At 48.4% G+C, this 17,863-nt stretch carries 9 protein-coding genes, 7 tRNA genes and 3 rRNA genes; all 19 read left to right on the top strand.

Annotated features, from left to right (window positions below; genetic code table 11):
• The first annotated feature begins 91 nt into the window (after positions 1-91).
• Entirely contained in the window at positions 92-1,210 is a 1,119-nt protein-coding gene (gene dnaN, locus MCJ35_RS25405; protein ID WP_025484640.1) for a DNA polymerase III subunit beta, read from the top strand.
• A gap of 39 nt (positions 1,211-1,249) precedes the next feature.
• Complete coding sequence (locus tag MCJ35_RS25400) at positions 1,250-1,459, top strand: RNA-binding S4 domain-containing protein (protein WP_008723098.1); 210 nt, start codon at positions 1,250-1,252, stop codon at positions 1,457-1,459.
• Between the two features lie 24 nt (positions 1,460-1,483).
• Positions 1,484-2,569 carry a DNA replication/repair protein RecF gene (gene recF / locus MCJ35_RS25395; protein WP_008723097.1) on the top strand — a complete coding sequence of 362 codons (1,086 nt, stop codon included), beginning with the start codon at positions 1,484-1,486 and terminating at the stop codon, positions 2,567-2,569.
• A 45-nt stretch (positions 2,570-2,614) separates the two neighbouring features.
• Positions 2,615-4,528, top strand: a complete 1,914-nt coding sequence (gyrB, locus tag MCJ35_RS25390) for a DNA topoisomerase (ATP-hydrolyzing) subunit B (protein WP_008723096.1) — start codon at positions 2,615-2,617, stop codon at positions 4,526-4,528.
• A 50-nt stretch (positions 4,529-4,578) separates the two neighbouring features.
• Positions 4,579-7,140, top strand: coding sequence for a DNA gyrase subunit A (gene gyrA / locus MCJ35_RS25385; RefSeq protein WP_025484641.1), 2,562 nt, complete (start codon positions 4,579-4,581; stop codon positions 7,138-7,140).
• A gap of 105 nt (positions 7,141-7,245) precedes the next feature.
• A complete protein-coding gene (locus MCJ35_RS25380; RefSeq protein ID WP_025484642.1) occupies positions 7,246-9,174 on the top strand; it encodes a putative bifunctional diguanylate cyclase/phosphodiesterase in 1,929 nt (642 codons plus the stop codon).
• Between the two features lie 3 nt (positions 9,175-9,177).
• Positions 9,178-10,020 (top strand): fumarate hydratase, encoded by an 843-nt coding sequence (locus MCJ35_RS25375; RefSeq protein ID WP_025484644.1) that lies wholly within the window; start codon positions 9,178-9,180, stop codon positions 10,018-10,020.
• A 50-nt stretch (positions 10,021-10,070) separates the two neighbouring features.
• A complete protein-coding gene (locus MCJ35_RS25370; protein ID WP_025484645.1) occupies positions 10,071-10,622 on the top strand; it encodes a Fe-S-containing hydro-lyase in 552 nt (183 codons plus the stop codon).
• Positions 10,623-10,667: 45 nt separating this feature from the next.
• On the top strand, positions 10,668-11,399 hold the full coding sequence (locus tag MCJ35_RS25365) for a lysophospholipid acyltransferase family protein (RefSeq protein ID WP_025484646.1): 732 nt from the start codon (positions 10,668-10,670) through the stop codon (positions 11,397-11,399).
• A 77-nt stretch (positions 11,400-11,476) separates the two neighbouring features.
• Positions 11,477-11,564 (top strand) — tRNA-Ser (locus MCJ35_RS25360).
• A gap of 415 nt (positions 11,565-11,979) precedes the next feature.
• Positions 11,980-13,510 (top strand): 16S ribosomal RNA (locus tag MCJ35_RS25355).
• Positions 13,511-13,585: 75 nt separating this feature from the next.
• Positions 13,586-13,703: ribosomal RNA gene (rrf, locus tag MCJ35_RS25350) — 5S ribosomal RNA — on the top strand.
• 407 nt (positions 13,704-14,110) lie between these two features.
• Positions 14,111-17,001: ribosomal RNA gene (locus tag MCJ35_RS25345) — 23S ribosomal RNA — on the top strand.
• The 16S, 23S and 5S rRNA genes sit together here with 7 tRNA genes alongside, the layout of an rRNA operon.
• A gap of 77 nt (positions 17,002-17,078) precedes the next feature.
• Positions 17,079-17,152, top strand: a tRNA-Asp gene (locus MCJ35_RS25340).
• A gap of 37 nt (positions 17,153-17,189) precedes the next feature.
• Positions 17,190-17,262: transfer RNA gene (locus MCJ35_RS25335), tRNA-Val, on the top strand.
• Positions 17,263-17,305: 43 nt separating this feature from the next.
• Positions 17,306-17,387 (top strand) — tRNA-Tyr (locus tag MCJ35_RS25330).
• A gap of 51 nt (positions 17,388-17,438) precedes the next feature.
• A tRNA-Met gene (locus tag MCJ35_RS25325) sits at positions 17,439-17,512 on the top strand.
• Between the two features lie 25 nt (positions 17,513-17,537).
• A tRNA-Lys gene (locus MCJ35_RS25320) sits at positions 17,538-17,610 on the top strand.
• Between the two features lie 6 nt (positions 17,611-17,616).
• Positions 17,617-17,689 (top strand) — tRNA-Phe (locus MCJ35_RS25315).
• Positions 17,690-17,863: the final 174 nt, after the last annotated feature.

Raw genomic sequence — 17,863 nt, 5'->3', positions numbered from 1 at the left:
CCCTACTACGGTTTCTACGAAAAGTATTTATATCTTCAACTACAGATGGTTTTTTCCGACCTAAATAAACTGAAAGGAAGTTATCAACATTATGAAGCTGATATTTCAAAAAGACGCCATTGTAAACGGCATTAATATTGTAATGAAAGCAGTCCCCTCCAAAACCACCATGTCCATCCTTGAATGTATCCTGATTGACGCCAGTACAGGTGAGATTAAACTGACCGGCAATGACATGGAACTGGGAATTGAGACAAAAGTAGAAGGGGAGATACTGGAACATGGAAAGATAGCCCTGGATGCCAAGTTATTCTCCGAAATCACCCGCCGTCTTTCCAGTGAAAATGCCTCTGTTACCATTGAATCTGATGATAAATTCAACACCACCATCAGCTGTGAGAATTCTGTATTCAATATCCAGGGACGTGACGGGGAGGAATTTGCATACCTTCCCTATATTGAGAAGGATAAATATATCTGTCTTTCCCAGTTCACCCTGAAGGAAGTAATCCAGCAGACCATATTTTCCATCTCACCTAATGACAGCAACAAGATGATGGCCGGTGAACTGTTCGAGGTAAATGAGAACCAGTTAAAGGTAGTGTCCCTTGACGGACACCGTATCTCCATCCGCAAGGTACGTCTGAAAGACCATTATGATGACACCAAGGTAATCGTTCCAGGTAAGACACTCAGTGAAATCAGCAAGATCCTGGGAGGTGACAATGAGAAGGAAGTCCTTATATACTTCAGCGCCAACCATATCCTGTTCGAATTTGACAGTACGGTTGTTGTCTCACGGCTGATTGAAGGCGAATACTTCAGGATCAACCAGATGCTTTCCAGTGATTACGAGACAAAGGTATCCGTGAATAAAAAGGAATTCTTAAACTGTATTGAACGTGCAACCATCCTTATCAGGGAAAATGACAAAAAGCCCCTGATCATCAATATTGGCGATAATTCCATGGAAATGAAGCTGAATTCCAGTTTTGGCTCCATGAACGCGGACCTGATGATCCACAAGACAGGTAAGGATATCATGATTGGCTTTAATCCCAAGTTCCTGATTGACGCGCTGAGGGTGATTGACGATGAGGAAATCAATATCTATATGATGAATCCCAAGTCCCCATGCTTCATCAAGGACGATGAGGAGAATTATATATACCTGATCCTTCCGGTTAATTTCAATGCAGCCACTGTTTAGTACATCTTTCGTAAATTACTGTACTAAGAAAGGAAAACAATGGAAATAATCAAATTAAGGGAAGATTACATCAAACTGGGCCAGGCGTTAAAAGCCGCCGGCCTGGTCCAGTCCGGTGTAGACGCTAAATATGCCATAGAGGACGGCCTGGTGACTGTGAACGGGGAAACTGCGTTCCAGCGCGGAAAGAAACTGGTGGATGGAGATGTGGTATCCTATGACGGACAGACCATCAAAATCACCAAATAAAGGGGCCGCAGAAAGAGAATATCCATGATTATAGAATCCATAGAACTGAAAAATTACCGGAACTACCAAGAATTACATATGGAATTTAATCAGGGAACCAATATACTCTACGGTGATAATGCCCAGGGAAAGACGAATATTCTGGAAGCCGTCTACGTCTGCTGCACATCTAAATCACATAAAAGCGCTAAGGACAGGGATATCATCCGTTTTGACCAGGATGAATCCCATATTAAATTACAGATCAGGAAGAACAATGTGCCTTACCGCATTGACATGCACCTGAAAAAAAACAAACCCAAGGGAATTGCCATAAACGGTGTGCCCATAAGAAAGGCCAGCGAGCTGTTTGGAATCGCCAACGTGGTTTTCTTTTCCCCCGAGGACCTGAACATCATCAAGAATGGGCCTTCCGAGAGAAGAAGATTCATAGATATGGAACTGTGCCAGTTAAATAAGCTGTATGTCCATTCACTCGTACAGTACAACAAAGTGCTGCTTCAGCGTAACAAACTGCTAAAGGAGCTGTTTTTCAAGCCTGAATATGAGGAAACCCTGGATGTATGGGATATGCAGCTGGTAAATTATGGAAAAGAAGTAATCCGGTTCCGCAGGGAGTTCATTGACCGGTTAAATGAAATCATACAGGACATTCATCTGAGCCTTTCAGGTAACAAGGAGGCAATAAGGATTTCCTATGAACCATATACCCTTGAGGACCAGTTTGAACAGACACTGAAGAAGAACCGCCCTCAGGATATGAAACAGAAGACCACGCTGTCAGGTCCCCACCGGGATGATATCAGCTTTATTGTGAACGGCATTGATATCCGCAGGTTTGGCTCACAGGGCCAGCAGCGAACCGCCGCCCTGTCCCTGAAGCTGTCAGAACTGGAACTGGTCAAGGCAGTCAGCAGGGATAATCCCATCCTTCTGCTGGATGATGTCTTATCAGAGCTGGACAGCAGCAGGCAGAACCATCTTTTATCAGCCATACAGGACATCCAGACCATGATTACCTGTACCGGGCTGGATGATTTTGTCAATAATAGGTTCCATATAGACAAGATATTCAAAGTTATCGACGGAACCGTTGAAAATGAGAACTAGTACCGCCAGGCGCTGGTTACCCGAAAAGAAAGGAAGATATAGAACATGGGAGAGCAATACGGAGCAGATCAGATTCAGATTTTGGAAGGACTTGAGGCAGTCAGGAAAAGGCCTGGCATGTATATTGGCAGCACATCGGCCAGAGGTCTCCACCATCTGGTTTATGAGATTGTAGATAATGCGGTTGATGAGGCATTGGCAGGATATTGTGATTCCATTGAGGTTACGATCAATGAGGACAATTCCATAACCGTTGTGGACGATGGCCGCGGCATTCCGGTTGGCATCCAGAAGAAGGCAGGCCTTCCGGCCGTGGAAGTCGTATTCACCATCCTCCATGCAGGCGGTAAATTCGGCAACGGGGGATACAAGGTATCCGGCGGCCTTCACGGCGTTGGCGCATCGGTTGTTAACGCACTTTCCGAGTGGCTGGAGGTACAGGTATATAAGGATGGCGACATTTACCAGCAGCGCTATGAACGCGGAAAAGTAACGTATCCTTTGAAAATCGTAGGCAAATGCAGTCCTGACCAGCATGGGACCAAGGTTACCTTCCTGCCCGACAAAGAGATATTTGAAGAAACAATCTACGATTATGATACCTTGAAGATAAGGCTTCGCGAGACTGCGTTCCTTACAAAGAACCTTAGGATTACCCTGAAGGATGACAGGGATGAGAAGAAGGAAAAGACCTTCCACTATGAGGGCGGTATCAAGGAATTTGTCACCTATCTGAACAAGGGCAAGACGCCTTTATACGACCAGGTCATTTACTGTGAAGGATCCAAGGAAGGCGTGTACGTGGAAGTATCCATGCAGCACAATGATTCCTATACCGAGAATATATATACATTTGTCAACAATATCAATACCCCGGAAGGCGGAACCCACCTGACCGGCTTTAAGAACGCGCTCACCAAGACGTTTAATGACTATGCCAGGAAGAATAAGCTGCTTAAGGATAACGAGGACAGCCTATCCGGCGAGGATATCCGGGAGGGCCTGACCGCCATCATCAGCATCAAGGTGGAAGAACCACAGTTCGAGGGCCAGACCAAGCAGAAGCTGGGCAACAGTGAGGCCCGCAGCGCAGTGGATAATATTGTCAGCGAACAGCTGACCTATTTCCTTGAGCAGAACCCTGCAATCGCCAAGGCCATGTGTGAGAAGTCCATCATGGCACAGAGGGCCAGGGCCGCGGCCAGGAAGGCCAGGGACCTGACACGCCGTAAGTCCGCACTGGACGGAATGGCGCTTCCCGGCAAGCTGGCTGACTGTTCAGATAAGAATCCTGAAAACTGTGAAATCTATATTGTTGAGGGAGATTCCGCAGGCGGTTCGGCCAAGACAGCCCGTTCCCGTGCAACCCAGGCCATCCTGCCCCTCAGAGGCAAGATACTGAACGTGGAAAAAGCCAGGATGGACCGGATTTACGGCAATGCGGAAATCAAGGCCATGATTACGGCATTTGGAACAGGAATCCACGAAGACTTTGACATATCCAAGCTGCGTTACCACAAGATCATCATCATGACGGATGCTGATGTGGACGGCGCCCATATCAGCACCCTGCTTCTGACCTTCCTTTACAGGTTCATGCCGGAGCTAATCAAACAGGGCTACGTATATCTGGCCCAGCCGCCTTTATACAAGGTGGAAAAGAGCAAAAAGGTATGGTACGCATACAGCGACGACGAGCTTAATTCCATCCTCACGGACATTGGCCGTGACACCAACAATAAAATCCAGCGTTATAAAGGACTGGGTGAGATGGATGCGGAACAGCTGTGGGAGACAACCATGGATCCTGAGCGCAGGGTGCTGCTGCGCGTAACCCTGGACGAGGAGACCACATCCGAGATTGACCTGACCTTTACCACACTGATGGGCGACCAGGTAGAACCAAGAAGGGAATTCATTGAGGCCAATGCAAAGCGTGTACAGAACCTTGATATCTGATTGCGCTTATGGCTGAACTAAGAGGATTTCAAACATAAAGGAGATTGAATATGGAACCAAATGTATTTGACAAGGTTCATGATGTAGACCTGAAAAAGACCATGGAACAGTCCTATATTGACTATGCCATGAGTGTAATCAGCGCCAGGGCGCTCCCCGATGTAAGGGATGGTTTAAAGCCGGTCCAAAGACGTGTGCTTTACTCCATGATAGAGCTGAACAATGGTCCTGATAAACCACATCGTAAGTGCGCCCGTATCGTAGGTGATACCATGGGTAAATACCATCCCCACGGAGACAGCTCCATCTACGGCGCCCTGGTTAACATGGCCCAGGAGTGGTCCACCAGATATCCGCTGGTAGACGGTCATGGCAACTTCGGTTCCGTGGACGGTGACGGCGCTGCGGCCATGCGTTATACGGAAGCCCGTTTAAGTAAGATTTCCATGGAAATGCTGGCTGATATCGGCAAGGATACGGTTGACTTCGTACCCAACTTTGATGAAACAGAGAAGGAGCCGGTGGTGCTCCCCTCCAGGTATCCCAACCTTCTGGTCAACGGCACATCCGGTATCGCCGTCGGCATGGCCACCAACATACCTCCCCACAACCTGCGGGAAATCATCAGTGCCGTGGTAAAGATGATTGACAACCAGGTGGAAGAGGACAGGGAGACTTCCCTGGAAGAAATCATGGAGATTGTCAAAGGTCCTGATTTCCCCACAGGGGCAACCATACTGGGAAGAAGAAGCATAGAAGAGGCATACCGCACCGGACGCGCCAAGATAAAGGTGCGCGCGGTCACCAACATAGAGACCATGGCCAACGGAAAGTCAAGAATCATAGTGACCGAACTTCCGTACATGGTCAACAAGGCCCGTCTGATTGAGAAAATCGCGGACCTGGTTAAGGAAAAGAAGATTGACGGAATCACATACATCGGGGATGAATCCAACCGTGAGGGCATGCGCATCAACATAGAGCTGCGCAGGGATGTGAATGCCAACGTCATCCTGAACCAGCTGTTAAAGCACACACAGCTCCAGGACACCTTCGGCGTCATCATGCTGGCCCTGATTGATAACCAGCCAAAGGTCTTAAACCTTCACCAGATGTTGGATGAATATCTGAAGCATCAGGAAGAAGTCGTAAGAAGAAGGACACAGTATGACCTGAATAAGGCTGAGGAGCGCGCCCACATCTTAAAAGGCCTGCTCATTGCCCTGGATCATATTGACGAGGTCATTCGTATCATCCGCGGTTCATCCAATGTGGCGGATGCCAAGAACCAGTTGATGGAGCGCTTCGGTTTATCCGATGCACAGTCCCAGGCCATTGTGGACATGAGACTGCGCGCGCTGACCGGTTTGGAGCGCGAGAAGCTTGAGAACGAATACAAGGAACTTCTGGCCAAGATTGAGGAATTACAGGCAATCCTGGCAGATGTGAAAAAGCTCCTGACCGTAATCAAGGAGGAAATCCAGATCATCGCGGATAAATACGGGGATGACAGGCGTACTGCCATTGGATACGATGACGATGTATCCATGGAAGATCTGATTCCGGATGAGGATACGGTGATTGCCATGACCCATCTTGGATACATCAAGAGGATGGATGTGGACAATTTCAGAAGCCAGAACCGCGGCGGCAAGGGCATCAAGGGAATGCAGACCATTGAGGAAGACTATATCGAGGATCTGCTCATGACCACCAACCATCACTTCATGATGTTCTTTACCAATAAGGGACGCGTATACAGGCTTAAGGCATATGAGATTCCCGAGGCAGGACGTACTGCAAGAGGCACGGCCATCATCAACCTCCTTCAGCTGCAGCCAGATGAGAAGATTACAGCCATCATCCCAATGCGCGAATATAACGAGGACAAATATCTGTTCATGGCAACCAGGAACGGTATGGTCAAGAAGACGCCTATGGTGGAATATGAACATGTGCGCAAGAACGGGCTTCAGGCCATTGTACTGCGTGAGGATGATGAACTCATAGAGGTAAAGGCAACGGATAATAACCAGGATATTTTCCTTGTAACGCGCAAGGGAATGTGTATCCGGTTCAATGAGACAGATGTAAGGGTGACCGGACGTGTATCCATGGGTGTCATCGGTATGCGGTTTGAAGAAGATGACGAAGTCATTGGCATGCAGATGGAAAGCCAGGGAGAAAGCCTTCTCATTGTTTCTGAAAATGGTATGGGCAAACGTACCGTCATATCAGAATTCAGCGCCCAGAACAGAGGCGGAAAGGGTGTCATCTGTTACAAGTGCACGGAAAAGACCGGCAATATCGTAGGGGCAAAGCTGGTAAATGACGGCCGCGAAATCATGCTGATCACAACAGAAGGCATCGTTATCCGTATGAGCGTGGACGATATATCCATCATCGGGCGCAACACATCCGGAGTCAAGCTGATGAACATTGACCAGGAATCTGACATAAAGGTTGCAAGCATTGCCAAGGTGCGCGAGAGCGTTACGAAGGAAAGCAATGTTTTTGATGAAGAATTCTATGATGAGGAAACTGCTGAGGCAGAAGATGTGGAAGCAGGGAATGCCGATTCAGAAGACGTGGAAGCGGAAGAGAAAGAATAAAGAGCAGCACAGCTGATGTGTAGGCAAATAAGGTTGAATATACTGAAAAGGCTGTCCTGAAAGACAGCCTTTTCATGTATAATTTCACTTACAAAGGAGAAATAGATGATCAGATGGTCATTGGCAGCTGAGTTGCTGGCATTAATTATCATCATATTTTTAATGCTGCACTACTATGAAAGGAAATTGGCAGCTAATTACAGGAGAAAGATGTACAGGCTCTGTCTATGGATGTCCGTACTGACCATCCTCCTTAATATTTTATGTGTACATACCATTTCGATTGCGTCCAGGATACCCCTGTGGATTAATATGGCCCTCAACAGCGCCTACTTCATGCTGGCCGTATTCCTATGCACGGTGGTGTCCGTGTATCTGGCAACCCTGATACTGGAACATGTATACAGCCGGATATGTATCAGGCGTTTCCTCATGATGGCAGCAGCCCTTAATGTGCTGTACCTTCTCCTTGTGCTGTGGAATTTAAAAAGCGGTGTTCTCTTTTACTTTGACGGGCACATGTCATACCAGAGAGGTCCTCTTAACAGCGCGGGCTATGTGGTGATGGGCATAGAAGTACTGATGCTGTCCACGTGTTATCTGCGCAACCGTCCCAGTGTGGGGAAATCCGTGGTAAGGCTGATACGCACCATGCCGATCCTTGCCGCGGCCCTGATTTACTTTCAGCATGAATATCCGTATCTTCTGATAAACGGCATGTTCGCAGCCATAACCGACATGATCATATATATAAGCTTCCAAAGCAGCTGGAATGAAAGGGACAGCCTTACCGGAATCGGCAACAGGAACAGCTTTTTCCAGGAAATCGCGCTGCGCATAGCAGGGCACCAGCAGTTCCAGGTAATACTTGTGGCCCTGAAGAATTTTTCCTCCATCAACCAGAAGTTCAGCTATAAGCAGGGGGATGAATTCCTCTATGTCATTGCGGACAGACTGGACCATATCCTTCCCCAGTCAAGGGCATTCCGGTTTGCCAATGTTGAATTTGCCATCCTCCTTCCCTATGATTCAGAGGAAAATGCATATGATAATATAGGGAAAATCAGGGACCGGTTCAATCATCCGTGGAATCAGGGAAAGGTTTCATGCAACATCAATGCGCTTTTTACTGATTTTGTATACACGGGACAGGAGTGGAACCCGGCCCAGGTCATTGAATTCCTGGAATATGGTATAGAGTCAGCCGGGGAGTCACCGGAAGGCCTTAAAAGATTTGATTCGTCCATGCTCCATCATCTGATGAGGCGGAAACAACTGATTGAAATCATGCAGTATTCCATTGAGCACAAGCGTTTTAAGGTATGGTACCAGCCTGTATACAGTCTGGAGGATAACTGTTTTTCGTCAGCCGAGGCCCTGCTGCGCCTGAAGGATTATGACGGTAATCCTGTTTCACCCGGGGAATTTATTCCCATAGCAGAAGAAAAGGGAATGATTGACGATCTGTTCTGGATTGTGCTGGAGGAGGTGTGCTTATTATTGCAACGGACGCCTGGCCAGATCAAATCCATATCCATCAATCTTTCCATGCAGCAGTTTGAAGACAGGACACTTCTGGAACGGATGAAGCAGTGCCTGGATAAGTACCACCTGACGCCGGAGCGGCTGAAGATTGAGATTACGGAAAGGGTACTTCTCCAGGACATGGACTATATGAAAATGATGATGGAAGAACTGACTAAAAGCGGAATCTGTTTTTATCTGGATGATTTCGGGACAGGTTATTCTAATATTTCATGTGTACTCTCGCTGCCTTTTGAGTATATTAAGCTGGATAAAAGCCTGTTAAAAGGCATTCCGGGGGATAGAAAGGCAGAACTTTTAGTAAAGAGCATGGTTAAGACCTTCCGCTCCATGGGACTTAAGATTGTAGCTGAAGGGGTGGAAGAAAAGGAACAGGCGGAAATGCTTAAGGAATTCGGGGTCAGCAGCATACAGGGTTATTACTATGGGAAGCCGATGCCCGAGGAGGAATTCCTGGAATACATATTACCAATTAAAGGAGGAGTATAGGCCATGAGGGAGATACACACAGGGCTGATTACAGAAGCAGTTAAGGAAATGTGCATTGAGGCAAACCATATGCTTGCGCCGGATATGAAGCAGGTATTCAACCTGGCAGTTAAGGAGGAGGAGTCTCCTTTGGGACGCCAGGTCCTTGGACAGCTGAAAGAAAACCTGAAAATCGCTGCTGAGGATATGATACCCATCTGTCAGGATACAGGGATGGCAGTAGTATTCCTTAAGGTGGGACAGGACGTGCATATAACAGGAGGCAGTCTGGCCCATGCTGTCAATGAAGGTGTGAGAAAGGGGTATGAAGAAGGATATCTCCGTAAGTCCGTGGTTGGAGACCCAATTGAGCGGGTCAACACAAAGGATAACACGCCTGCCGTAATCCATTATGAAATCGTGGAAGGTGATACCCTCTATATCACGGTAGCACCCAAGGGATTTGGCAGTGAGAACATGAGCCGCGTATTCATGTTAAAACCAGCCGACGGACTGGAAGGCGTGAAGAACGCCATCATCACAGCTGTCAGGGATGCCGGCCCAAATGCCTGTCCTCCCATGGTAATCGGTGTGGGCATCGGCGGAACCTTTGAAAAATGTGCCCAGATGGCAAAACATGCCCTCACAAGGAATATAGAGGAAAAGCCAACGGTACCGTGGGTAAAGGAACTGGAGCAGGAAATGCTCACAAGAGTCAACCAGCTTGGCATTGGGCCGGGAGGGCTGGGGGGAAGGATAACAGCCCTTGCAGTCAATATTGAGACGTTCGCAACCCATATAGCAGGACTTCCTGTGGCCGTCAATATATGCTGTCATGTAAACCGCCATGCAAACAGGATATTATAAACAGGATTCATAAACAGAATAAGGGATTACCGTGAGAGGGAGTAATGGTTATGGACAGACATATGAATGTACCGATGACAAAGGAAGATGCGGTTTCATTAAAGGCAGGAGATTACGTATATCTAACCGGAACCATCTATACTGCCAGGGATGCAGCCCACAAGCGTATGGATGAAGCCCTGGATAAAGGGGAGATGCTGCCGTTTGATATAAAAAACAATATAATATACTATATGGGTCCGTCACCTGCCAGGGAAGGGCGTCCCATTGGATCGGCAGGTCCCACCACTGCCAGCCGTATGGACAAATACACGCCCAGGCTCTTAGACATGGGTATGGGGGCCATGATAGGAAAAGGTAAAAGGTCCCAGGCAGTCATGGATGGCATCATACGCAACCAGTCCGTGTATTTTGCGGCTGTGGGAGGAGCAGGAGCCATTTTATCAAAATGCATCCTATCTTCGGAAATCGTTGCATACGAGGATTTGGGTCCGGAGGCAATAAGGAAACTTAAGATTAAGGATTTCCCTGTAATCGTGGTAGTGGATTCCCAGGGAAACAACCTGTATGAGACAGCGGTAAAAGAGTACTGCAGACCATAATGCAGGAAACCATCATTAAAATCAGGGGGAAGAAGAGGGGAGCATATGAAACGGATTATATATATGGTATTCATGAATCTGTTCCATGCGCCGGTATGGCTGCTTAAAATCGCCTGTATGGCCAGACCCGGGGATAATCATACCATGCAGCAGCGGTATGACTATATTGCAGAGATGACCAGAAGGATCATAAAAAGGGGGAGGGTTACCATAAAAGTAACCGGGGTGGAACATATTCCTGAGAAGGATGGATTCATGCTGTTTCCGAACCATCAGGGGCTGTTTGACGTGCTGGCGCTTTTTTCAACATGTCCCAAGGCCCTTTCGGTTGTCATAAAAAAAGAAGCATCTGGCTGGATATTGGTGAAACAGGTACTGGGGGCCACGGGAAGCCTGGCCATGGACAGGAAGGACATGAAGGACCAGGTGCGTATTATAGGAGAAGTGACAAGGCTGGTAAAGGAAGGCCGGAACTTTGTGATATTTGCAGAAGGGCACCGAAGCCGAAAAGGAAACGAGATATTGGATTTCAAAAGCGGTACATTCAAAAGTGCGGTAAAAGCCGGCTGCCCTATTGTGCCGGTTGCCCTGATTAATTCCTTCAGGCCCTTTGATATGAGCTCACTGAATCAGGAATATGTGGAAGTCCACTATATGGAACCCATTATGCCGGATCAATATATGGGAATGAAGACCTCAGAAATAGCACATCTTGTACACGACAGGATTCAGGAAGAAATAAATAAAAATGTCGCTGAAAAGCCCTTGACAATGTAAATCCTATCTAGTATAATGGTCAATGCGTCTGAGGACAAACATGTCATAAGAAGCAATCATATGGAAAATATCAATTCGGAGAAATACTCAAGAGGCCGAAGAGGCGCCCCTGCTAAGGGTGTAGGCTGGGAAACCGGCGCGAGGGTTCAAATCCCTCTTTCTCCGCTCCATTTTCCAAATGATTATTTTTTTACTGTTTTGCCCCGGGGGCACAAAATTAATCAAAAAAAGTTGTTGACAAAAAATGACAACTGTGATATGATTAATACCCGCTGGAGAAAATGCAGCGGATGATTTTTGAAAAGACAAAATCAAGTCAAAAACAAAAATCAAAAAAAGTTAAAAAAGTTGTTGACAAACACAAGCAGCTGTGATAAGATATAAAAGTTGCTGCTGAACAAGCCGACAACACAGAGAACCTTGATAATTGAAGATTGAACAGTATGTAAAACCCTGAAAATTCTAAAAACAAAAGGTCTGGTTTGGACCTTTGGATTTGAGAAAATTCAGAACAAAACCAAGTAATGAAGGTTAAAGATAACTAGCCAAGCTAAGTAGTCTGAAACCTGGAATCAGCTTTTAATTTGAGAGTTTGATCCTGGCTCAGGATGAACGCTGGCGGCGTGCCTAACACATGCAAGTCGAACGAAGCATCTTATAGGAAGTTTTCGGATGGAATATGGGATGACTGAGTGGCGGACGGGTGAGTAACGCGTGGATAACCTGCCTCACACTGGGGGATAACAGTTAGAAATGGCTGCTAATACCGCATAAGCGCACAGTACCGCATGGTACGGTGTGAAAAACCCAGGTGGTGTGAGATGGATCCGCGTCTGATTAGCCAGTTGGCGGGGTAACGGCCCACCAAAGCGACGATCAGTAGCCGACCTGAGAGGGTGACCGGCCACATTGGGACTGAGACACGGCCCAAACTCCTACGGGAGGCAGCAGTGGGGAATATTGCACAATGGGCGAAAGCCTGATGCAGCGACGCCGCGTGAGTGAAGAAGTATCTCGGTATGTAAAGCTCTATCAGCAGGGAAGAAAATGACGGTACCTGACTAAGAAGCCCCGGCTAACTACGTGCCAGCAGCCGCGGTAATACGTAGGGGGCAAGCGTTATCCGGATTTACTGGGTGTAAAGGGAGCGTAGACGGCGATGCAAGTCTGAAGTGAAAGCCCGGGGCTCAACCCCGGGACTGCTTTGGAAACTGTGTGGCTGGAGTGCAGGAGAGGTAAGTGGAATTCCTAGTGTAGCGGTGAAATGCGTAGATATTAGGAGGAACACCAGTGGCGAAGGCGGCTTACTGGACTGTAACTGACGTTGAGGCTCGAAAGCGTGGGGAGCAAACAGGATTAGATACCCTGGTAGTCCACGCCGTAAACGATGAATGCTAGGTGTCGGGGGGCAAAGCCCCTCGGTGCCGCCGCTAACGCAATAAGCATTCCACCTGGGGAGTACGTTCGCAAGAATGAAACTCAAAGGAATTGACGGGGACCCGCACAAGCGGTGGAGCATGTGGTTTAATTCGAAGCAACGCGAAGAACCTTACCAAGTCTTGACATCCCCCTGACCGGACAGTAACGTGTCCCTTCCTTCGGGACAGGGGAGACAGGTGGTGCATGGTTGTCGTCAGCTCGTGTCGTGAGATGTTGGGTTAAGTCCCGCAACGAGCGCAACCCTTATCCTTAGTAGCCAGCACCTCGGGTGGGCACTCTAGGGAGACTGCCAGGGATAACCTGGAGGAAGGTGGGGATGACGTCAAATCATCATGCCCCTTATGATTTGGGCTACACACGTGCTACAATGGCGTAAACAAAGGGAAGCGGCCCTGCGAAGGTGAGCAAATCCCAAAAATAACGTCCCAGTTCGGACTGTAGTCTGCAACCCGACTACACGAAGCTGGAATCGCTAGTAATCGCGGATCAGAATGCCGCGGTGAATACGTTCCCGGGTCTTGTACACACCGCCCGTCACACCATGGGAGTCAGCAACGCCCGAAGTCAGTGACCCAACCGAAAGGAGGGAGCTGCCGAAGGCGGGGCAGGTAACTGGGGTGAAGTCGTAACAAGGTAGCCGTATCGGAAGGTGCGGCTGGATCACCTCCTTTCTAAGGAAGAAGAAGTAAGGGTTTTATATACTGTTCAGTTTTCTGATTATCAAAAGTCAAGGAAACAAAAAGATTTCCGGTGGCGATGCGCTTAGGGGACACACCCGTTCCCATCCCGAACACGATGGTTAAGACCTAAGCGGCCGATGGTACTATGCTGGAGACGGCATGGGAGAGCAGGTGGCTGCCGGATTCCCTTAAAAAAACCACTCGAAAGAGTGTTTTATATAGAACAGACATATTCCAATGGGTGGAGGTAAAAGCGAAACCTGTGTTATAAAGAATGTGTTAACCTACGTCAGCAGGGAAGTGCTGTTCCATATAACTGGTTTTTACCAGTGATTAGTGGATTCGAAGAATCGAGTTCACTAATGACTGATAAAACATCAGTCACATACGTACCTTGAAAACCGCATATTGAAAAAAATGAATTGAGTATCCTAAGAAATTAGGATAAACAAGACATCCGAGGCCATACAAGAGATTGTATGGAAAGAAACAAACTTGTAAACGCGAAAGCGTTTAAGAAGAACCTAGAACCAAAGAGTCCAACGCTATGGACTTTGACTGACACCCGCACCCGCAGGTGGAGGTCGTTTTGGTTAAGCTAATAAGAGCGCAGGGTGGATGCCTTGGCACTAAGAGCCGATGAAAGACGTGATAAGCTGCGAAAAGCTTCGGGGAGGAGCAAATATCCTTTGATCCGGAGGTATCTGAATGGGGAAACCTACTTGAGCAACCCTCAAGTGTCGTATGGTGAATACATAGCCATACGTCGGGAACCCGGTGAACTGAAACATCTAAGTAACCGGAGGAAGAGAAAGAAACATCGATTCCCAGAGTAGCGGCGAGCGAAATGGGATGAGCCCAAACCAGCGTGCGTGCATGCTGGGGTTATGGACCGCGTAAGTGAGCCGACTTGTTAATGGAACTGCCTGGGAAGGCAGGCCATAGAGGGTGAGAGCCCCGTACATGAAAACAATAGGCAGCGGCGGTATCCAGAGTACCACGAGACACGAGAAACCTTGTGGGAAGTCGGAGGGACCACCCTCCAAGGCTAAATACTACTTAGTGACCGATAGCGCATAGTACTGTGAAGGAAAGGTGAAAAGGACCCCGGGAGGGGAGTGAAAGAGAACCTGAAACCCTGTGTTTACAAGCTGTGGGAGCACGTTAAGGTGCGACCGCGTACTTTTTGTAGAACGGTCCGGCGAGTTGCCGGTACTGGCAAGGTTAAGCACTTAAGGTGCGGAGCCGAAGGGAGACCGAGTCTTAAATGGGCGTCAAGTCAGTACAGGCAGACCCGAAACCGGGTGACCTATCCATGTCCAGGTTGAAGCGGAAGTAAAATTCCGTGGAGGACCGGATCCACATCCGTTGAAAAGGGTGGGAATGAGGTGTGGATAGGGGAGAAATTCCAATCGAACCCGGAGATAGCTGGTTCTCCTCGAAATAGCTTTAGGGCTAGCCTCGTATCAAGTTTAGCGGAGGTAGAGCACTGAATTCCTAAGGGGGCGTCAAAGCTTACCAAGGGATATCAAACTCCGAATGCCGCATAAATGATGTACGGGAGTCAGACTGCACGAGATAAGTTGGGTAGTCAAAAGGGAAAGAGCCCAGACCTACAGCTAAGGTCCCAAAGTGTGTGTTAAGTGGAAAAGGATGTGGGATTTCAAAGACAACTAGGATGTTGGCTCAGAAGCAGCCACACATTCAAAGAGTGCGTAATAGCTCACTAGTCGAGAGGTCCTGCGCCGAAAATGTCCGGGGCTGAAACACAACACCGAAGCTTAGGAATGTATGTGAGTACATTGGTAGAGGAGCATTCTTAGGACGGCGAAGCGGTACCGATGAGGAGCCGTGGAGTGCTAAGAAGAGAGAATGCCGGAATGAGTAGCGAGATGGAGGTGGGAATCCTCCAGGCCGAATATCCAAGGTTTCCAGAGTAAAGCTGATCTGCTCTGGGTAAGTCGGGGCCTAAGGCGAGGCTGGGAGGCGTAGCCGATGGACAACAGGTTGAGATTCCTGTACCATGCATCATCAGAACTGTGGGGACACAGAAGGACAACACATCCCGGGAATGGGAATACCGGGGCAAGCGGGGTAGGGGTACGGCTGGCAAATCCGCCGTGCAACCCGAAGACGTGACGCGGAGCGAACTGAAGTAGCGAAGTGTGTGATTCCGGCTGTCAAGAAAAGCCGCTATCGTGTGATGCATGCCCGTACCGTAAACCGACACAGGTGGATGAGGAGAGAATCCTAAGGCCGGCGGGAGAAGCATTGTTAAGGAACTCGGCAAAATGACCCCGTAACTTCGGGAGAAGGGGTGCCACAGAGATGTGGCCGCAGAGAATAGGCTCAAGCAACTGTTTAGCAAAAACACAGGTCTATGCAAAACCGTAAGGTGAGGTATATGGGCTGACGCCTGCCCGGTGCTGGAAGGTTAAGAGGAGAGGTTAGGGAAACCGAAGCTTTGAATTTAAGCCCCAGTAAACGGCGGCCGTAACTATAACGGTCCTAAGGTAGCGAAATTCCTTGTCGGGTAAGTTCCGACCCGCACGAAAGGCGTAATGATTTGAGCGCTGTCTCAACAATGCACCCGGTGAAATTGAAATACCAGTGAAGATGCTGGTTACCTGCGCCAGGACGGAAAGACCCCATGGAGCTTTACTCCAGCTTGATACTGGGATCCGGTGCTGCATGTACAGGATAGGTGGGAGGCTAAGAGATATGGACGCCAGTCTGTATGGAGCCATTGTTGGGATACCACCCTTGCGGTACTGGGTTTCTAACCTGCGCCCATGACCTGGGCGGGGGACAATGTCAGGTGGGGAGTTTGACTGGGGCGGTCGCCTCCGAAAGGGTATCGGAGGCGCTCAAAGGTTCCCTCAGGATGGTTGGAAACCATCCAAAGAGTGCAAAGGCATAAGGGGGCTTGACTGCGAGACTGACGGGTCGAGCAGGTACGAAAGTAGGACTTAGTGATCCGGTGGTATGAAAGTGGGATTGCCATCGCTCAACGGATAAAAGCTACCCTGGGGATAACAGGCTTATCACTCCCAAGAGTTCACATCGACGGAGTGGTTTGGCACCTCGATGTCGGCTCATCGCATCCTGGGGCTGTAGCAGGTCCCAAGGGTTGGGCTGTTCGCCCATTAAAGCGGTACGCGAGCTGGGTTCAGAACGTCGTGAGACAGTTCGGTCCCTATCCGGCGCGGGCGTAGGAGATCTGAGAGGAGCTGTCCTTAGTACGAGAGGACCGGGATGGACAGACCGCTGGTGTACCTGTTGGCCTACCAGGGCCATGGCAGGGTAGCCAAGTCTGGACGGGATAAACGCTGAAGGCATCTAAGCGTGAAGCCCCCCTCAAGATGAGATCTCCCATGCGTAAGCAGTAAGACCCCTTGAAGACGACGAGGTGGATAGGTTAGAGGTGGAAGTGCAGCAATGTACGGAGCTGACTAATACTAATCGGTCGAGGGCTTAACCAGAAGGTTCAGGGAGAAGCAGGAAGTTTGTCAGTTCGGTTTTCAATATGTGGTTTTGAAGGTATGTATATGCCTTTAATGGCCCGGTGGCTCAGCTGGTTAGAGCGCCGCCCTGTCACGGCGGAGGTCGACGGTTCGAACCCGTTCCGGGTCGTTTTTCTTTCATATACACGCTGAAGAAAATACCTATTGGGGTCTTAGCTCAGCTGGGAGAGCATCTGCCTTACAAGCAGAGGGTCACAGGTTCGAGCCCTGTAGGCCCCACTCAAGTATTTTTCTTAAAAAAGTGTATATACTAATTTAATAAGGGCGAATTCCCGAGTGGCCAAAGGGGACAGACTGTAAATCTGCTGGCAATGCCTTCGGTGGTTCGAATCCACCTTCGCCCATTAAAATGTTTATTGACAAAGCATTTTAAAACATTTATAATTATATATTAGCGCGGGGTGGAGCAGTCTGGAAGCTCGTCGGGCTCATAACCCGAAGGTCGTAGGTTCAAATCCTGCCCCCGCAATTTTTAATGTAAAAACTTAAATCTTGGGTGTGTAGCTCAGTTGGTAGAGCACTTGACTTTTAATCAAGTTGTCCCGGGTTCGAACCCCGGCACGCTCATCAGATGCCCAGATAGCTCAGTTGGTAGAGCAGAGGACTGAAAATCCTCGTGTCGCTGGTTCGATTCCGGCTCTGGGCACTAAGGCACTTATCTGTTATGGATAGGTGCTTTTTTATTGCCAAAAAGTACGTAAATACGTTGTTTTAGGGGGATTTATCCACAAAAAATTTATTTCAGGTAGATGTTATCAAGGTGGGAATTGCAGTTTTGAACGGCGATTATTTCATGTGCAAAGTGCTCATATCTTTTCGT

Origin of the sequence: Enterocloster sp. OA13, assembly GCF_022440595.1 — a bacterium.
GTDB classification, from domain to species: Bacteria; Bacillota; Clostridia; order Lachnospirales; family Lachnospiraceae; genus Enterocloster; species Enterocloster hominis.
The sequence above is the reverse complement of the archived record's forward strand: the minus strand, read 5'-3'. Positions and strand labels throughout refer to the sequence as shown.

Bases quoted from the DNA above. Each gene is read 5' to 3' on its own strand.
- dnaN (WP_025484640.1), top strand. From the start codon at position 92: ATGAAGCTGATATTTCAAAAAGACGCCATTGTAAACGGCATTAATATT.
- MCJ35_RS25400 (WP_008723098.1), top strand. From the start codon at position 1,250: ATGGAAATAATCAAATTAAGGGAAGATTACATCAAACTGGGCCAGGCG.
- recF (WP_008723097.1), top strand. From the start codon at position 1,484: ATGATTATAGAATCCATAGAACTGAAAAATTACCGGAACTACCAAGAA.
- gyrB (WP_008723096.1), top strand. From the start codon at position 2,615: ATGGGAGAGCAATACGGAGCAGATCAGATTCAGATTTTGGAAGGACTT.
- gyrA (WP_025484641.1), top strand. From the start codon at position 4,579: ATGGAACCAAATGTATTTGACAAGGTTCATGATGTAGACCTGAAAAAG.
- MCJ35_RS25380 (WP_025484642.1), top strand. From the start codon at position 7,246: ATGATCAGATGGTCATTGGCAGCTGAGTTGCTGGCATTAATTATCATC.
- MCJ35_RS25375 (WP_025484644.1), top strand. From the start codon at position 9,178: ATGAGGGAGATACACACAGGGCTGATTACAGAAGCAGTTAAGGAAATG.
- MCJ35_RS25370 (WP_025484645.1), top strand. From the start codon at position 10,071: ATGGACAGACATATGAATGTACCGATGACAAAGGAAGATGCGGTTTCA.
- MCJ35_RS25365 (WP_025484646.1), top strand. From the start codon at position 10,668: ATGAAACGGATTATATATATGGTATTCATGAATCTGTTCCATGCGCCG.